This window comes from Candidatus Poriferisodalis sp., assembly GCF_965198245.1.
Classification (GTDB): domain Bacteria; phylum Actinomycetota; class Acidimicrobiia; order Acidimicrobiales; family Poriferisodalaceae; genus Poriferisodalis.
In genome coordinates this window covers 2,936,854-2,952,138 of record NZ_OZ240249.1, presented here as the reverse complement: position 1 = coordinate 2,952,138, position 15,285 = coordinate 2,936,854, and the positions used below count along the sequence as shown (strand labels likewise).

Below are 15,285 nucleotides of genomic sequence, written 5' to 3'. Positions count from 1 at the left end.
ACAGCCTCAGTCGGCGCTCGGGCCGATGTTTCCAGTGGTAGTGATCGTGCCGGGGTCTTCCTCGGAGAGCTCGCCGATCACTGCAGCTTGGTGACCGCTGCCGCGCAGCTCGCGGACAGCTTCGTCGGCCCGAGCGGAACCGCAGCTGAACAGCAGGCCGCCCGACGTCTGCGGATCGCCCAGCACGGTGCGCGTGAGCGAGTCTCCGCCTTGCAGCCGTCCCTCGAGATGGTCGAGATTCCGTCGTGTGCCGCCCGGCACGAAACCGTCAGTTGCGAGCCGCAACACGTCAGGCAGCAATGGCATTGCGCCAGCGTCCAGGACGGCACTCACCCCGCTGGCGGCCGTCAGCTCGGCAAGGTGCCCCAGCAGACCGAATCCGGTGACGTCGGTGGCGGCTGTGGCGTCCGAGTCGGCAGCGATGCTCGCTGCGATTGCATTGAGACGGCTCATCTCGGCGACGCCGGCGGTGTAGGCAGCGTGGAGATCGCCGCCCGGGGCGACCTCCTCGGGTTCTGAGCGCTTGAGCGCTGTTGCCAGCAGGCCGGTGCCGAGCGGCTTGGTGAGCACGAGCGCTTGACCCGGCTGCCCGCCGGCATTGGTGAGCAGGTCTGCCATGCCGGAGCCAGCCGAGAAGATGCCGGTCACCGACATGCCATAAAGCGGCTCGGGTGCGTCGATCGTATGACCGCCTGCCACGATCCAGTTGCCGTCCGATGCAGCGTCGGCACCGCCTGCGAGCACCTCGCCCAGCAGATCCAGCGGCAGTACATCACGGGGCCAGGCGGCCAAGTTGAGCGCGAATAGCGGCTTGGCGCCCATGGCGTAGATGTCGCTGGCGGCATTGGCGGCAGCGATGCGACCCCACGTGCGGGCGTCATCGATGATCGGCGCAAAGAAGTCGGCTGAGGTCACCAGCAACTGGCCGTCGGCGAGCCGCCACACGGCGGCGTCGTCGCTGGAGTCGGAGCCGACCACGAGGTCGGGGTGAGTCGGGGGAGTCAGATGGCGCAGCACCTGCGCCAGCTCGGAAGGTCCGAGCTTGCACGCTCAGCCCGCACCGTGGCTGTACTGGCTCAGCCGGAACGCTGAGCTGTTCGCTGAGCTGTTCGCCGGCACAGCGGCAACGGTACCGAGGCCCCCGGCCCGAGCGGCCGGTGAGCGCAGCGAACCAGAGCGGTGGATGCGGCCCGAGCGGCCGGTGAGCGCAGCGAACCAGAGCGGTGGATGCGGCCCGAGCGGCCGTCAGTCGTAGCTGCAGACTGCGTCGACGATGAGCTCCATGGCCGCGTCAGCATCGATCCTGTAGGCGATCTCGCAGTTGGGGTCGGCGTCGGTGCCCGGTCGCTCATCCGCAACCGTCATGCCACGAGTCAGTTCACCGGCGGTCTCGACCTCGACGTGACGAGCGCCGAATTCGAACAGGGCGGGCAGTGTGACTGCCAGCACTGCGCAGGGATCGTGCAGCGGCGCCGCGTCGAGATCGGCCCGTTCGCGATAGCCGGCCAGGTAGAAGTCGAACAACCCGGCTACGAACTCCGGCACAGTGCCGCCGCTGGCTCGCAGCGAAGCGATGACGTCGGGGCCGACACAGAGCTGGTGGGTCAGGTTGAGACCTGCCATGCGCATCAGCGGCGCGCCGCTGGCGAAGACGATCTGAGCAGCGTGGGGGTCAGCCCAGATGTTGAACTCAGCCGTGGGCGTGACGTTGCCAGGCCCGATGGCACCGCCCATGAGCGAGATTCCTGCCAGCCGTTCGACGATGTCGGGAGCCTGCCGCATGGCCAGCGCCACGTTTGTGAGCGGACCGACTGGGACAAGCCACACGTCATCGTGAGTTCTGATGGTCTCGATGATGCAGCCGACCGCGTCATTGCCGTTCACGGTGCGATGCACCTCGGGCCGTGGCGGCCCGTCGAGCCCGCTGTGCCCATGGGCGCGCGGCGCGTGCGCGGCGGGCACCAGCAGCGGCCGGTCGGCACCGGCATGCACCGGGACGTCGAGACCGGCGATCTGGCACATGAGCAAAGCGTTCGCCGTGGTCATGTGCAGCGGCGCATTCCCTGACACGGTGGTGATTGCCAGAATCTCGCAGTGGCGAGCCGCCAGCAGGATGGCCACGGCGTCGTCGTGGCCGGGATCGCAGTCGAGAATGATCTTCGGCCCTGTCATATCGATAACTCACCCATATCGACAACTCGGGGCTAGAGCTTGGTGATGCTCGGGGCGGGCGCCTCGGTCTCACCCCAATAGTGAGGGAGGCGCAGGTAGCCGAAGCGCGTCAGCTCGATCGCGGTCGGCAGTCCCTGGATCTCCTTGAGGCGACCGATGGTGCGGATATGGGAGGCCATCTCGTAGAAGAGCATCCAGATTGCGCACTCGAGCGTGTTCACAATGAGACGCTCGTCGTCAGGGTCGTGCCAGGCGCCCCGCGGCAGCACCGTGATGGCATCGTCCCAGAAGAGCGTGCTGTGACGTGATTCGACCATCTCACGGAACGTCTCGATCGGATGGGAGGCGACGACATGGCGCATCCAGCTCAGACCGAGGTCCAGCTTGTCTGCCAGGTCGGGCACATCCCAGAACAGCGCAGGGTCGAGGCGCAGACCGTGCTTGTTGTTACGTCCCTGGTGATGCTCGGACCACACGATGGGTTCTGGGATGTCGCCGTGAGGCCACAGCAGAGATCCGCAGCGGCGTTTCGAGAAGATCAGCGACACCCAGGCGATGTGTGAGATCTGGCGCCGGATCGACCACCACATCCATTCCCGATCCGGAGACTGGTCGTCAAAGTCGAGCTGTTCGTCGCTGAGACCGCCGATCTCGGCTCGCAGCCAGGTGTCGATGTGGGTGAAGTACGGCATCGTGCCGGCGGCAGCATCGGCCGGCATCTCCAGCACTGCAGGGTCAACTCGCGCCATGCGCGAACGCTAGTTGTCTGCCTACCGTCGAGCCGAGCTGCCGGCACGGATGGGGTCTCTGCGGTTTCGAGCTAACCAGCCTCGAAGGCGCGTGGATCGGGGCAGGCGCACATGAGGTTGCGGTCCCCGTAAGCGCCGTCGACACGGCTGACCGGCGGCCAGTACTTGTCTGCGACCAGCGACGCCACGTTGGTGCCCGCCGGATAGACAGCCTCCGTGCGGGAGTACGGATGGTCCCATTCGTCGCCCAGCACATCGATCGCTGTGTGCGGTGCATTCGCGAGCGGGTTGTCGTCGGCTGGCCATTCGCCCGAGGCGATCTTGTCAATCTCGGCCCGGATCGTCGCCATGGCGTCGCAGAACCGGTCGATCTCCGCCAGCGACTCGCTCTCGGTCGGCTCGATCATGAAGGTCCCGGCGACCGGGAACGACATCGTCGGAGCGTGGAAGCCGAAGTCGATGAGCCGCTTGGCCACGTCGTCGACGCTGGCCCACGCGGAGAACGGCCGCAGATCCACGATGCACTCATGGGCGACCAGGCCGTACCGGCCTTGGTACAGGATCGGGAAGTGCTCGCCGAGGCGGGACGCCAAGTAATTGGCAGACAGGATCGCGGTCTGGGTGGCTCGGGTCAGTCCCTCGACTCCCATCATCGCGATGTACATCCACGGGATCGGCAGGATGCCCGCCGATCCCCACGGGGCAGACGAGATCGCACCAGGACCGGTATCAGGGCCGGCATCCGGCTCCAGCGGGTGATTCGGCAGGTACTTCGCCAAGTGCAGTCGGGCCGCGACCGGTCCGATGCCTGGACCCCCGCCACCGTGGGGAATGCAGAACGTCTTGTGCAGGTTCAAGTGGCTGACGTCGGCACCGAACGTGCCGGGAGCCGCCAAGCCGACGAGCGCGTTGAGGTTGGCGCCGTCGACATACACCTGCCCACCCGCTGCGTGCACCTTGAGGCAAACCTGGCGGATGCCGTCCTCGTACACGCCGTGCGTGGACGGGTAGGTGACCATGAAGGCCGCCAGCTGCTCGCCGTGCTCGGCGATCTTGGCGTCGAGGTCTTCAAGATCCACGTCGCCGTCGTCGGAGCAGCCCACCACGACCACGCGCATGCCCGCCATCACGGCGGAGGCAGCGTTCGTGCCGTGCGCCGATGAGGGAATGAGGCACACGGTCCGGTTTGCATGGCCCCGGTCGTCGTGGTAGCGGCGGATCGCCAGCAGACCTGCCAGCTCGCCCTGCGAGCCGGCGTTGGGTTGCAGCGACACCGCGTCATAGCCGGTGATCTCTGCCAGCCACGCTTCAAGATCGGCGATGAGCCGTCGGTAACCGGCGGACTGGTCTGCCGGTGCAAACGGGTGGATCTCCGCGAACTCCGGCCAGGTCACCGGTGTCATTTCGGCCGCGGCGTTGAGCTTCATGGTGCAGCTGCCCAGTGGGATCATCGAACGATCGAGGGCTACGTCATAGGAGGCCAGACGCCGCAGGTAGCGCATCATCTCGGTTTCGGAGCGGTACGCGCCGAATGTGGGATGTGTGAGGAACTCGGTCGTGCGCTTGAGCTCCGATGCGATGCCCGAAGGGGCCGTCGCTGCTGGTGCAGCGACGAACGCACCGCTGCGGGCTTCGGTCGCCCAAGTGACGCCGAACGCTGCGAGCACCTCAGCCACCGTGGTGTCGCCGCAGGTCTCGTCGAGCGACACGCCCACCGTGTCGTCGTCGACGCGCCGAAGGTTGATGCCCGCGTCCGCGGCGGCGGCCAGCACCCGTTCGGCTCCGTGGGGGACTTCCACGGTCAGCGTGTCGAAGAACGATGTGTTGCGCACGTGCAGGCCGCTGCTGCGAAGGCCCGCAGCGAGCCCGGCAGTCAACCCGTGTACCCGCTCTGCGATAGCGACAAGACCTTCGGGGCCATGCCAAACGGCGTACATCGAAGCCATGACGGCAAGCAGCACCTGTGCGGTGCAGATGTTGCTGGTGGCCTTCTCACGCCGGATGTGCTGCTCACGGGTCTGCAGCGCCAGCCGGTACGCGGGCCGGCCGGCGGCATCGCGCGAGACGCCGACGAGCCTCCCGGGCATCGAGCGCCGATGCTTCTCGCTGGTTGCAAGGAATGCCGCGTGCGGTCCGCCGAATCCCAGCGGAATGCCGAATCGCTGCGAGCTGCCCACGACGATGTCGGCCCCCTGCTCGCCGGGTGGCCGCAGCGCGCAGCACGCCAGCAGGTCGGCGCTGACCGTCGCAACGGCGCCCGTGCCGTGCAGTGCTTCAATCACAGGTTCAAGGTTGCGGACGGCACCGCTGCTGCCGGGATAGGACAGCAGTGCTCCGTAGACCTCCGCTGGCTGCAGGTCGGTGCTGGGATCGCCGATGCAGATGTCAATCCCGAGCGGCGCAGCACGCGTGACAACCACATCAATCACCTGCGGGTGGCAATCGGCGTCGACGAAGAAGCGGTCCGGCCCGCTGCGCGCTATCCGCCGCGCCATAGCCATCGCCTCAGCGGCGGCGGTGCCCTCGCACAGCAGCGACGAGTTGGCGATCTCCATGCCCATCAGGTCGCAGATCATCGTCTGGTAGTTCAACAATGCCTCGAGCCGGCCTTGGGAGATCTCGGGCTGGTACGGCGTGTACGCGGTGTACCACGACGGATCCTCGAGCACGCCCCGCCGGATGACCGCCGGGGTGAGCGTGCCGTAGTAACCGAGCCCGATGAGCGAGCGCATCGGCGTGTTGGCTGCGGCCAGCTGCCTGATTGCTGCAAGTGCCTCGGTCTCGCTCATCGGCCGTTGCAGGCCAGCGAGCGCGAGTGGCTCGTCCAGCCGGATCTCGGCAGGGACCGCGGCATCGACGAGTTCCTCAAGCGAGCTGAACCCGAGACGCTTGAGCATGGCGGTGGTGTCGTCGGGCCGCAGACCGATGTGCCGCGTTGCGAACTCCCCAGGTGCTGCGAGGTGCTCTTGGGAATCACTCATACGTGTCACTCATATCTTGGGACCCTGTTTGCGTTCGGCGAGCTGTTCATGACGGTCGCCAGAAGCGATGCTCCACAAAGGGCAGCGGGGCGACCCGGCATGGCTCGGGACCCTTGCGGCCCTCGGCGAATAACTCGGTGCCGTCACAAGCGTGTTCGGCGGCCACATAAGCCATGGCGATCGGCGCGTCGACGGTGGGTCCGAAGCCGCCGCTGGTGACGATGCCGACATGCGCGCCGTCGGCGTCCGCCAGCACAGCGCCATCGCGGATGGGCCGGCGGCCCTGCGCCGCGACGCCGACCCGGTGCCTCGGCGGTCCCTCGCACAGCTGGGCTGTGATGGTCTCGGAACCGGGAAAGCCGCCTTCGGCGCGCCTCCGTTTCGGAATAGACCAACCGAGACCGGCCTCGGCAGGTGTCGTCGCCTCGGTGAGCTCGTGGCCCACCAAGGGAAGGCCCGCTTCGAGCCGCAGCGTGTCGCGGGCGCCGAGTCCTGCCGGAGAAACTTCGTCGCTGCTCAGCAGCAGCTGCGCGAGATGCACCGCTTCGGTGGAAGGCACGGCTATCTCAAAGCCGTCTTCGCCGGTATACCCGCAGCGCGACACCTCGCACTCGACTCCGTCGATCGATATGACGGCCGTCGACATGAACGCGAGCTCGGCTGCAGGCGGCGCCCAGCGTGCGAGCACTTCAACCGCGGCGGGCCCCTGAAGTGCCAGCAGTGCCAAGTCATGGCGCACTGCGATGCGTACGTCGCCGTCGTCGCTGCCACCGTTGACGCCGCGCAGCATCGCGAGATCGGCGTCGGCGCGCACGGCGTTGACCACAGCGCTCAGCCGGTTTCCGTAGTTGGACACGATGAGATCATCGAGCACGCCGCCAGCGGACGTGGTGAACAGCGTGTAGCGCATGCGCCCCGGGGCCAGGTTGACGACAGAGCCGGGAATACAACGTTCCAGCCACGCCGCGACGTCGGCAACCTCGTCGCTGCGGTTGGGGTGCAGTTCGATGATGCCCATGTGGCTCACGTCGAACAATCCCGCTGCAGTGCGGGTTGCACGGTGCTCGGCGATGGTGCCCTCGAATCGCATCGGCAGCGCGTAGCCGCCGAAGTTGGCCATCCGGCCACCAAGCTCGGAGTGCAGATCGAACAGCGGTGTGCGGATGCCGCCGGTATCTGGATCTGCACCAGCCTCGCCAGCGCTAGTGCCGCTCGCGTCTGTCATCAACCGATGGGTCTCAGTCCGCCAGGAGCGCGGCGATGCGATCCTTCGGGCGTCCGACGATGGCCCGGTCGCCTCGCACCACGACGGGGCGCTGCATCAGCGCTTTGCGCTGGCTCAGCAACTCGACGACCGCCATCGGATTGCCGACATAGTCATCGGCATTCAGGCCCAGTTTCTTGAACTGTGAGTCCTTGCGCACCAAGTCTTCGACGGGATCTTCGAGAATCGACACGAGATGCTCAAGCGTTTCGCGGTCAGGCGGCGTCTTCATGTACAGGACGATGTCGGCTTCGACTCCAGCTTCCTCGGCGACCGCCAAGGCATTGCGCGAAGAGTTTCAGTGGGGGTTGTGAAAGATGGTCACGTCAGCCATGTACGCGAAGCTATCTGGACCGAGTTGCCGAGGCATCGGCAGCCTCGACCTCCTCCCGAGTCACGCCGAGCATGAACAGGATCGCGTCCAGATAGGGCACGTTCACGGTGGTGTCGGCTGCATCGGCCAGCACCGGTTTGGCGTTGAATGCAATGCCCAGCCCGGCCGCGGCATCGAGGGCCATCAGGTCGGGCAGGCTATTGGGCCGTCAGATTGGGCAGCCCAGGCGTAGGCTGATCCCATGCCGCGCTACCGATCCGTCACCTCCACCGCTGGCCGGAATCAGGCCGGGGCTCGCGCGTTGTGGCGGGCCACCGGCATGACCGACGAGGACTTCGGCAAGCCGATCATCGCCATCTCGAATTCGTTCACCCAGTTCGTGCCCGGCCACGTGCATCTGAAGGACATGGGCCAGCTTGTTGCCCGTGAAATCGAGGCCGCTGGCGGCGTTGCCAAGGAGTTCAACACCATCGCCGTCGACGACGGCATCGCTATGGGTCACGACGGGATGCTCTACAGCCTGCCGTCACGAGATCTCATCGCTGACTCGGTGGAGTACATGGTGAATGCGCACTGCGCCGACGCTCTGGTGTGCATCAGCAACTGCGACAAGATCACCCCCGGCATGCTCATGGCAGCGATGCGCCTGAACGTTCCGACGGTGTTCGTGTCGGGCGGGCCCATGGAGGCCGGCAAGACCAAGCTGGCCACCCAGAAGGTGGACCTCATCAACGTCATGGTCGTGGCGGCCGACGAGTCGGTGAGCGACGAGGACGTGGCCGAGATGGAACGGTCTGGCTGCCCCACGTGCGGCTCATGCTCGGGCATGTTCACCGCCAACTCGATGAACTGTCTGACCGAGGCGCTGGGACTGTCGTTGCCTGGCAACGGAACGGTGGTGGCGACCCACTCGGATCGGCGCGAACTGTTCCTGAAGGCGGGGCGCTTGGTGGTCGAGCTGTGCAGGCGCTACTACCAGCAAGACGATGAATCGGTACTGCCTCGGGCGATCGGCAGCTTCGAGGCCTTCGAGAATGCGATGACGCTCGACATCGCGATGGGCGGTTCCACCAACACGATCCTGCACTTGCTGGCAGCAGCGCAGGAAGCCGGTCTGGACTTCGCGATGGCCGATATCGACCGGCTGTCGCACAAGGTGCCGAACATCTGCAAGGTGGCGCCGGCATCGGAATTCTTCCACGTCGAGGACGTGCATCGTGCCGGGGGCGTGATGGGCATATTGGCCGAGCTGAACCGGGCCGGTCTCATTGCCAACCAGGTGCCCACAGTGCACTCGCCGACGATGTTCGAGGCCATCTCCCGCTGGGATGTCGCCACCAACGACGATCCATCGCTGGCTGAGTTCTTCCGGGCGGGTCCGGCGGGCATCCCGACGCAGGTCGCGTTCAGCCAATCCGAGCGTTACCGGACGCTCGACGTCGACCGCGAGCGGGGCTGCATCCGCTCGGTCGACTTTGCCTATTCGGCCGACGGCGGGTTGGCCATTCTGTACGGAAACCTCGCGCCCGACGGCTGCGTGGTGAAGACCGCCGGGGTGGACGAGTCGATCTGGGTGTTCTCTGGCCCCGCTCACGTCGTCGAGAGCCAGGACGAGGCGGTCGAGCACATCCTGGACGGCAAGGTCGTTGCCGGCGATGTCGTGGTGGTGCGTTATGAGGGCCCCCGGGGCGGCCCCGGCATGCAGGAAATGCTGTACCCGACCTCGTACCTGAAGTCCAAGGGGCTCGGCAAGGCGTGCGCGCTGGTGACCGACGGGCGTTTCTCCGGTGGAACCTCGGGCTTGTCGATCGGCCATGTCTCGCCCGAGGCGGCCTCCGGTGGGCTCATCGGTCTCGTGAACGACGGCGACACCATCGAGATCGACATCCCGAATCGCACGATCAACCTCGCTGTCGACGATGCCGAGCTGGAGCGGCGGCGTGGAGAGCAGGATGCAGCTGGCTGGCAGCCAGCGAAGCCTCGTCCACGCCAGGTGAGCACAGCACTGCGGGCCTATGCCGCCATGGCCGTGAGCGCCGACAAGGGTGCGGTCCGCGACGTCTCGGGTCTGGGCTGACAACCCCGCAGAGCCCTGCGGTCGCCCGCGGCAGGCTTGAGGCATCCTTCCGCAGAGCCGGCGCTGCCGCCGTAGCCTCGCAACGGTGATGGCCAGCGGCTCGACGCACCTCGACTCGGCACGCGGCTGGGTCACGGCCTGCGGCGCGGCCCTCAGCGTCATGGCGGCGTTCGGGACGATCTACAGCTTCAACGCGTTCGCGAAGAGCATGGCGGACGAGTTCGGGACCGGCCACGGACCGATCAGCCTCGTGTTCGGGATCACAGTGTTTCTGTTCTTCGGCAGTGCTCTGGTCTCGGGCCGCCTGTACGACCGGTTCGGCATCGCTCCGCTGCTCATCGTCGGAGGAGCGATGTTCTGCGGCGGTCTCTTCGCCATGTCGCAAATATCAGTGTTGTGGCACGGATATGTGCTGTTCGGTGTCGGCCTGGGTTTCGGTGGAGGCCTGTTCAACGCACCGTTGTTCGCACTCACGGCCATGTGGTTCGTTCGTCATCGCGCCGTGGCTCAAGGCATCGTGGCGACCGGCTCAGGGCTGGGAACGATGCTGTTCGCGCCGCTGGCCCAATGGCTGCTCGAGGTCTATGGATGGCGTGGCGGCATGAAGGCGCTCGCAGTGGTGGCAGCGGGAATCTTTGCTGTAGCGCTCTTCATGATCAAGCGGCCGCCGAAGATGGACATGGGCGACGCGAAGCGTCACGTCTCTCTGGTCGTGCGTACCGCTCCCTTCTGGCAGATGGCAGCCGCGGGTGTGTTCTTCACGGTGGCCGTCATCGGGTCATTGGGTTCGGTGGTCACGTTTGCCCAGGACGACGGCGTTCCACCACGAGCAGCGGTGGCGTTGTTCACGATCATCGGCTTCACAAGCATCGTGGGGCGCATGGCGCTCACGAGCCTGGCCCGTCCGCTGGGCTCGGTCCGGCTGCTCAAGATCGCGTTCTTCGGGCTGCCCGTCGCGTATGCGGTCTGGTACACGACGACCCGAGTGAGCAGTCTGGAGGCGAAGTTCGTCCTGCTGATTGTCTTCGCGTCGATCCTCGGAGTCTCCTACGGCGGCTTCGTGGCGCTGCTCGGTGAGGTCACCGCTCACTTGTTCGGCTTGGTGGGTATCGGAGCGGTCATGGGCATGCTGTTCTTCACCTCCGGTACTGGCGCGTTGATCGGTCCGCCATTGATGGGCTTCACCGCCGATGCGACTGGCGGCATCGGTTTGTCGATCGCCATCTCAGGCGTGATCGCAGCGGTGGGCGTTGTGGTTCTTCTGCCGATGACACGCCACCCGATTCCTCTGCCGACGTATGTGGGCCCACCCGGCGCGCCGCCTGCGCCATCGCGGCCCGGTCCGCTCGCACCCTCGCATGCAGTCGAGATGCCCGCACAGGTTGTTGGCGCGGCGTCCAACGGGGAGCGCCCCGAACGGCTCGCGGCCGAAATGAGCCGACCACAGTCAGAAGCGTTGCGAGGAGCACCGCCAAAGGTGTTCTGGCCGGTCCTTGCCGACAGCGTCGATGATCGCAACGGCGCGGCCGTGCCAGTCACCGTGGCGGACTTGGCCCGCAGCAACTGAACTCGATCGCTGGTTCACTTGCGCAGTGCGAATTCGACCCGTCGAACCCTGAGGAGGAATCTGGCGTGAGCGACGATTCGCTGAGCCCGCAGCCGACCGATGGCGTCCTGCCGGCGCCCGTCGAGGTGCTGCGGGGAACGGTCCAGCAGGAGTGGATCGACTACAACGGCCACCTCAACGCCGGCTACTACCTGGTGGCCTTCGATGACGCCATTGCACCTTGGATGGACTTCATCGGCCTCGGAACGGCGCACCGGGCAGTGCGGGACATTACGACGTTCTCTGCGCAGAACCACATCGCGTATGTGCGTGAGATTGGTCCCGACGAGCCGTACGTGATCTCCGTCCAGCTGTTGGGTTTCGACCGCAAGCGCGTGCATGCGTTCCAGGTGATGACCCAGACGCGAGATGACTACGTGGCGGCCATCTGCGAGGTGATGTCGCTGAACATCGACGGGCCGACGCGCCGTGTGGCACCGATGGCCGACGAGCCCTATGAGCGGCTCGGTGAGATCTGGGCGGTGCACCGGGAGCTGCCAATACCGCCGCAGGTGGGCCGCTTGATTGCCATCCCGCCCTCGGACGAGGCCTTGCGGCATCCAGACCTCGTCTGACGCTTCGACACGGTCAGCTCGACCGGGTATCGAACCGGTCCCCGGCCGCAGTCGGCATGCCCTGACTATGTTGCGGCCGTGGAGATCTTCGGCGTGGTCAACGCCTCTCCCGACTCGAAGGCCGACTTCTCGGTCGTGCACGACTGTGATGAGGCAGTCGCGCGTGGCACAACGCTGATGGCCGAAGGCGCCGACTACTTCGACCTCGGCGGTGAAGGCTCCACGCTCGGCAGCGACGAGGTGAGCGCAGCGGAGGAATGGCGGCGGGTCTCTGGGCCGCTGCGCGGGCTGCTGTCGCTGGGCGCTGATGTGGCGATCGATACCCGAAAGCCCGAGGTGGCTCGCCAGGCGCTCGATGCTGGCGCCGCTGTGCTGAATGCCGGCGACGCACTGCAGACGCCTGAGATGGTGGAGCTTGCTGTCGAGCGTGAGGTGACGGTGGTGCTGCCGTTCATGCTGGGGCGGGATTTTCGCAGCGTGCGCGATGTGAGCGGTGACCCGGTCGCCGTGATGGTGGAGTGGTTCGGGGAGCACATCGGGCGTCTCAGGCGGGCCGGGATCGCGCAAGATCTGCTGCTCGACTGCGGCGTCGGGTTCGGTCCGCACGACATGGACTGGCCCGAACGAGCCGTCTATCAGCAGGCCATCTACAGCGGCCTGGGGCAGTTGCGACAATTCGGTTTGCCGCTGTACGTGCCGGTGCCCTGGCTGCAGACGCCGGACCGGCTCGAACTGCTCGACTTGGCACTTTCGCAGAAGCCGGAATATGTGCGCGCCCACCGTCCAGCTCAGGTGCGCGAGCACCACGCTGCCCTCACATCAGCCAACTAGGAGCGTCAGCGGATGGGCGCTGACCTGCGGAAGCGCTCCCCTTACCCATTGAGTCCACGGCACCTTGACCAGCGGCTTTGCTGGCACTCGAGGCGTCGGGAATGAAATACACCGAGAGCGCTGCACTCCATCAGCGCGGCCCCTCAGCCCGCGTCGTCACCGGCGAGCCGTCAGCCGGCAACGAGAAACGGCGCAACCCCGGCCGTTTGCCGTAGCAGGGACGGTTCCGGGATCTTCACAGGCAGCGCTACTCCCTCCCAGTTCTCTCGCAGAGGTTGGGATGGGTAGATCACCGAGTGCCGTGCGCCCTGGCGGCTGGGGAGGGTGCCCCCGGGGGTTCAGCGTGGGGGTGCTCGTGACCCGGTTTGGCCATGGATGTCGTTTGGGGGCGTGGTCGGTGGTTGGAGCCGGTACCGGCCGCCGTTGGGGTCCCGTTCGACGGTGAAGCCCTGTTGGTGGATCTTGTCGTTGTGACAGTCCGGGCAGACGGTGACGAGGTTCTGATAGTCGGTGTGACCGCCGTCCTGCCACTCTGCGATGTGGTGGTGCTGGCAGCGCTCGGGAGAGATACCGCACCCGACGCAGCCCCTGTCGCGCAACGCCAGCGCGGCGCGTTGGAGGTCGGTGGCGGTGCGGCGGTTGCGCCCCATGCGCAGGTCGCCGGTGGCGGCCTCGAAGATTGCCGGGAGCAGTTCAGCATCGACGGCGATCTTGGCGATTTCGCCGATCGGGATCGGGGTGCCATCGGCGAGACGCCCGTTGATGAGCTGGTGGTTCACCATGTCGTAGTCGGCCACGACGATCAGTGACGCGCCTGCGGGGCGCTTGGTGTCGGGTTCGAGGATGAGCTGGCAGATCGCGTCGGCGGTCCGCTGAAGGGGCGTGCGCCGCGCAGCGGGATCTTCGTTCTGGAACAGGCGCCGCGCGGTGGCGGCGATCACCGTGCCCAGCCGGGCCCCGGTGACGGGGTCGACGACGAGGTTGAGCACCGTCATGCCGTCGCTGCTACGGGTCAGGATCTTGGCGGTGCGCGCCTGACGCTGCCGCTCCAGCAATGATGCGCCGTCGTCTCGGCTGACATCGGCCACGTGGCGGGCGACGGTGCGACGGAACTCGTCATAGCCCTCGTGTTGCGCCCGTTCGGCCAGGTATCGGTCGTCGATCGGGGCGTCGCCAGCGGCACGGGTGATCAGCTGCGCGTGGCCCACCGGAACCGAGCCCTCCGAGAGCCCCTCCCGCGTCGCGTCCAGACCGCCGAGCCTCACGGCGTCCCTGACTTCGCCGCGCGCCTTGCGGCCCGACACCGCCAGAGCGTCCGTGGCGGCGTGCGCGGCGGCACCGTCGCCATTGCGGCGAGCGAGCTCGCCCAACGTGTCCGCATTCATCGCCGCCAGCCGTGATTCGGCCCGAGCGATCTCACCCAACCGTGCGCGCAGGCCCTCCCCGCACAGCCCAACGACATCCACCGCATCCAAACGCACGCCGCCCGATGTATGCGTGCTTGCTGCACTGCCACCGGAAGCCGAATCGCTGCCGCCCTTCATGAGAACAACCGTATGAGGGGGGTGTGACAACGACGGCTGCGCAGCAGCAGCGTGCGCCGCCGTGGCGTTCGTGGCTTCCGGGCTGTTGCCGCCGTTGTCCATGAGAACAACCGTACGAGAGGGGTGTGACAACCATCTGCGGCGGATCTCACCTGCCAGACGCATACTCGCCCGCGGCCACCAACGCGAGCGAACCCGCCCGACTCGACTTACCCAGACCGGACCTGATCTACGATCCCTCCCGGCACCGGGCGATCTTCGCCGTGATGGGAGGTTGACGTGGAACTGGAGGAACGGCTCGCCAAGGTGCACAAGGAACTGTCATCGGGGAACTTGAGGCTCGAGACGAACGTCCAAGTCAAGGTTGTGCGCCCCATCCTGCGCAGCTTGGGATGGGATGACGCCGATTCATCGCACATGCGAGCTGAATTCAGGATCGGGAAGCGAAAGGTTGACGAGGCACTCCTCGGCGAATTCGGCGGCCCTGTGGTGTTCATCGAGGCCAAGAGAAAGGGTCATCTGCAGGACAGGGCTCGCCATGACAAGGCCGTGCGGCAGTTGTTTCGTTACGCAAGGCATCGAGAAGTGCCGATCCTGCTGCTGACCGACGGCGAGACGTGGGACTTCTACCTCCGCAGAGCCCCAGGATCGTCGGCCGAGCGTCGATTTCTGCGTTTGGTCTTGACCGAGTCCGTCGGTCTCGAGGAGGCGGAATTGGAACTCCGGACGTTCCTCGGCCGGGACGCCGTGCTCGAAGGCGATGCCCTTCGGGCCGACGAACCGACTGGCGCAATGGAACGACCGTACAGCTACGGCGCATTGTTCCCGGAAGACCTGCCCAGAACTGACTACGCCCGAGAAGAGCTGGAGCGGTTGACGGATACAGAGATGGCGGAAGTCATCGAATGGTGGAGCGTCAGCAATTGGTGAAGCTCCTGCGCCTCCAGCCCGGCGGCCGAAGCAGGCAGGACATCGTGGAGGCGTTGATTGACTGCCTCGAGTGGTTCTGATGGGGTTCGGCGCCGGTCCTGCTGGAAGTCTGCTGGGAAGCGATGCCCCTCTCAGGACGATCAGGCTGCTGGGGCGGGGGAGGCACTATCGGAGAAAGGCGTAACCCCGGCCGTTTGCCGTAGCAGGGACGGTTCCGGGGTC

The 15,285-nt window shown here is 66.2% G+C and carries 11 protein-coding genes and 2 pseudogenes; 5 read left to right on the top strand and 8 right to left on the bottom strand.

Annotation, left to right across the window (positions count from 1 at the left end; genetic code table 11):
- Positions 1-6: 6 nt before the first annotated feature.
- The 7 genes and pseudogenes from selD to ACOCMM_RS13245 all read right to left on the bottom strand — a co-directional run.
- Positions 7-1,119: a selenide, water dikinase SelD gene (gene selD, locus ACOCMM_RS13275; protein WP_419553617.1), complete on the bottom strand. Its 1,113-nt coding sequence runs from the start codon at positions 1,117-1,119 to the stop codon at positions 7-9.
- A 126-nt stretch (positions 1,120-1,245) separates the two neighbouring features.
- Positions 1,246-2,172: a nucleoside hydrolase gene (locus ACOCMM_RS13270; protein WP_419553616.1), complete on the bottom strand. Its 927-nt coding sequence runs from the start codon at positions 2,170-2,172 to the stop codon at positions 1,246-1,248.
- 32 nt (positions 2,173-2,204) lie between these two features.
- Positions 2,205-2,921, bottom strand: a complete 717-nt coding sequence (locus tag ACOCMM_RS13265; protein WP_419553615.1) for a hypothetical protein — start codon at positions 2,919-2,921, stop codon at positions 2,205-2,207.
- Between the two features lie 71 nt (positions 2,922-2,992).
- Positions 2,993-5,902 (bottom strand): aminomethyl-transferring glycine dehydrogenase, encoded by a 2,910-nt coding sequence (gcvP, locus tag ACOCMM_RS13260; RefSeq protein ID WP_419553614.1) that lies wholly within the window; start codon positions 5,900-5,902, stop codon positions 2,993-2,995.
- Positions 5,903-5,948: 46 nt separating this feature from the next.
- Positions 5,949-7,127 (bottom strand): glycine cleavage system aminomethyltransferase GcvT, encoded by a 1,179-nt coding sequence (gene gcvT / locus ACOCMM_RS13255; protein ID WP_419553613.1) that lies wholly within the window; start codon positions 7,125-7,127, stop codon positions 5,949-5,951.
- 13 nt (positions 7,128-7,140) lie between these two features.
- Positions 7,141-7,449: pseudogene (locus tag ACOCMM_RS13250) on the bottom strand (arsenate reductase family protein); the annotation flags it as partial.
- A 61-nt stretch (positions 7,450-7,510) separates the two neighbouring features.
- Positions 7,511-7,669, bottom strand: a pseudogene (locus ACOCMM_RS13245) (phosphoserine phosphatase); the annotation flags it as partial.
- A 72-nt stretch (positions 7,670-7,741) separates the two neighbouring features.
- On the opposite strand from ACOCMM_RS13245, the gene ilvD reads away from it, so the two are divergent.
- From ilvD to ACOCMM_RS13225, 4 genes are all read left to right on the top strand, one after another.
- The gene (gene ilvD / locus ACOCMM_RS13240) at positions 7,742-9,577 is read left to right on the top strand and encodes a dihydroxy-acid dehydratase (protein ID WP_419553612.1); all 1,836 of its coding nucleotides are present in this window, start codon (positions 7,742-7,744) and stop codon (positions 9,575-9,577) included.
- Positions 9,578-9,665: 88 nt separating this feature from the next.
- On the top strand, positions 9,666-11,144 hold the full coding sequence (locus ACOCMM_RS13235) for an MFS transporter (RefSeq protein ID WP_419553611.1): 1,479 nt from the start codon (positions 9,666-9,668) through the stop codon (positions 11,142-11,144).
- Between the two features lie 65 nt (positions 11,145-11,209).
- A complete protein-coding gene (locus ACOCMM_RS13230; protein ID WP_419553610.1) occupies positions 11,210-11,758 on the top strand; it encodes a thioesterase family protein in 549 nt (182 codons plus the stop codon).
- Between the two features lie 78 nt (positions 11,759-11,836).
- Positions 11,837-12,589 carry a dihydropteroate synthase gene (locus ACOCMM_RS13225; RefSeq protein WP_419553609.1) on the top strand — a complete coding sequence of 251 codons (753 nt, stop codon included), beginning with the start codon at positions 11,837-11,839 and terminating at the stop codon, positions 12,587-12,589.
- A gap of 338 nt (positions 12,590-12,927) precedes the next feature.
- On the opposite strand, the gene ACOCMM_RS13220 is transcribed toward ACOCMM_RS13225, so the two are convergent.
- Positions 12,928-14,133, bottom strand: a complete 1,206-nt coding sequence (locus tag ACOCMM_RS13220; RefSeq protein ID WP_419553608.1) for a DUF222 domain-containing protein — start codon at positions 14,131-14,133, stop codon at positions 12,928-12,930.
- Between the two features lie 279 nt (positions 14,134-14,412).
- On the opposite strand from ACOCMM_RS13220, the gene ACOCMM_RS13215 reads away from it, so the two are divergent.
- Positions 14,413-15,063, top strand: a complete 651-nt coding sequence (locus ACOCMM_RS13215; RefSeq protein ID WP_419553607.1) for a type I restriction endonuclease — start codon at positions 14,413-14,415, stop codon at positions 15,061-15,063.
- Positions 15,064-15,285: the final 222 nt, after the last annotated feature.

Excerpts from the sequence above, each read along its gene's own strand:
- gcvT (WP_419553613.1), bottom strand. The coding sequence starts at position 7,127 with ATGACAGACGCGAGCGGCACTAGCGCTGGCGAGGCTGGTGCAGATCCA.
- ACOCMM_RS13265 (WP_419553615.1), bottom strand. The coding sequence starts at position 2,921 with ATGGCGCGAGTTGACCCTGCAGTGCTGGAGATGCCGGCCGATGCTGCC.
- ACOCMM_RS13270 (WP_419553616.1), bottom strand. The coding sequence starts at position 2,172 with ATGACAGGGCCGAAGATCATTCTCGACTGCGATCCCGGCCACGACGAC.
- ilvD (WP_419553612.1), top strand. The coding sequence starts at position 7,742 with ATGCCGCGCTACCGATCCGTCACCTCCACCGCTGGCCGGAATCAGGCC.
- gcvP (WP_419553614.1), bottom strand. The coding sequence starts at position 5,902 with ATGAGTGATTCCCAAGAGCACCTCGCAGCACCTGGGGAGTTCGCAACG.
- ACOCMM_RS13220 (WP_419553608.1), bottom strand. The coding sequence starts at position 14,133 with ATGAAGGGCGGCAGCGATTCGGCTTCCGGTGGCAGTGCAGCAAGCACG.
- ACOCMM_RS13235 (WP_419553611.1), top strand. The coding sequence starts at position 9,666 with ATGGCCAGCGGCTCGACGCACCTCGACTCGGCACGCGGCTGGGTCACG.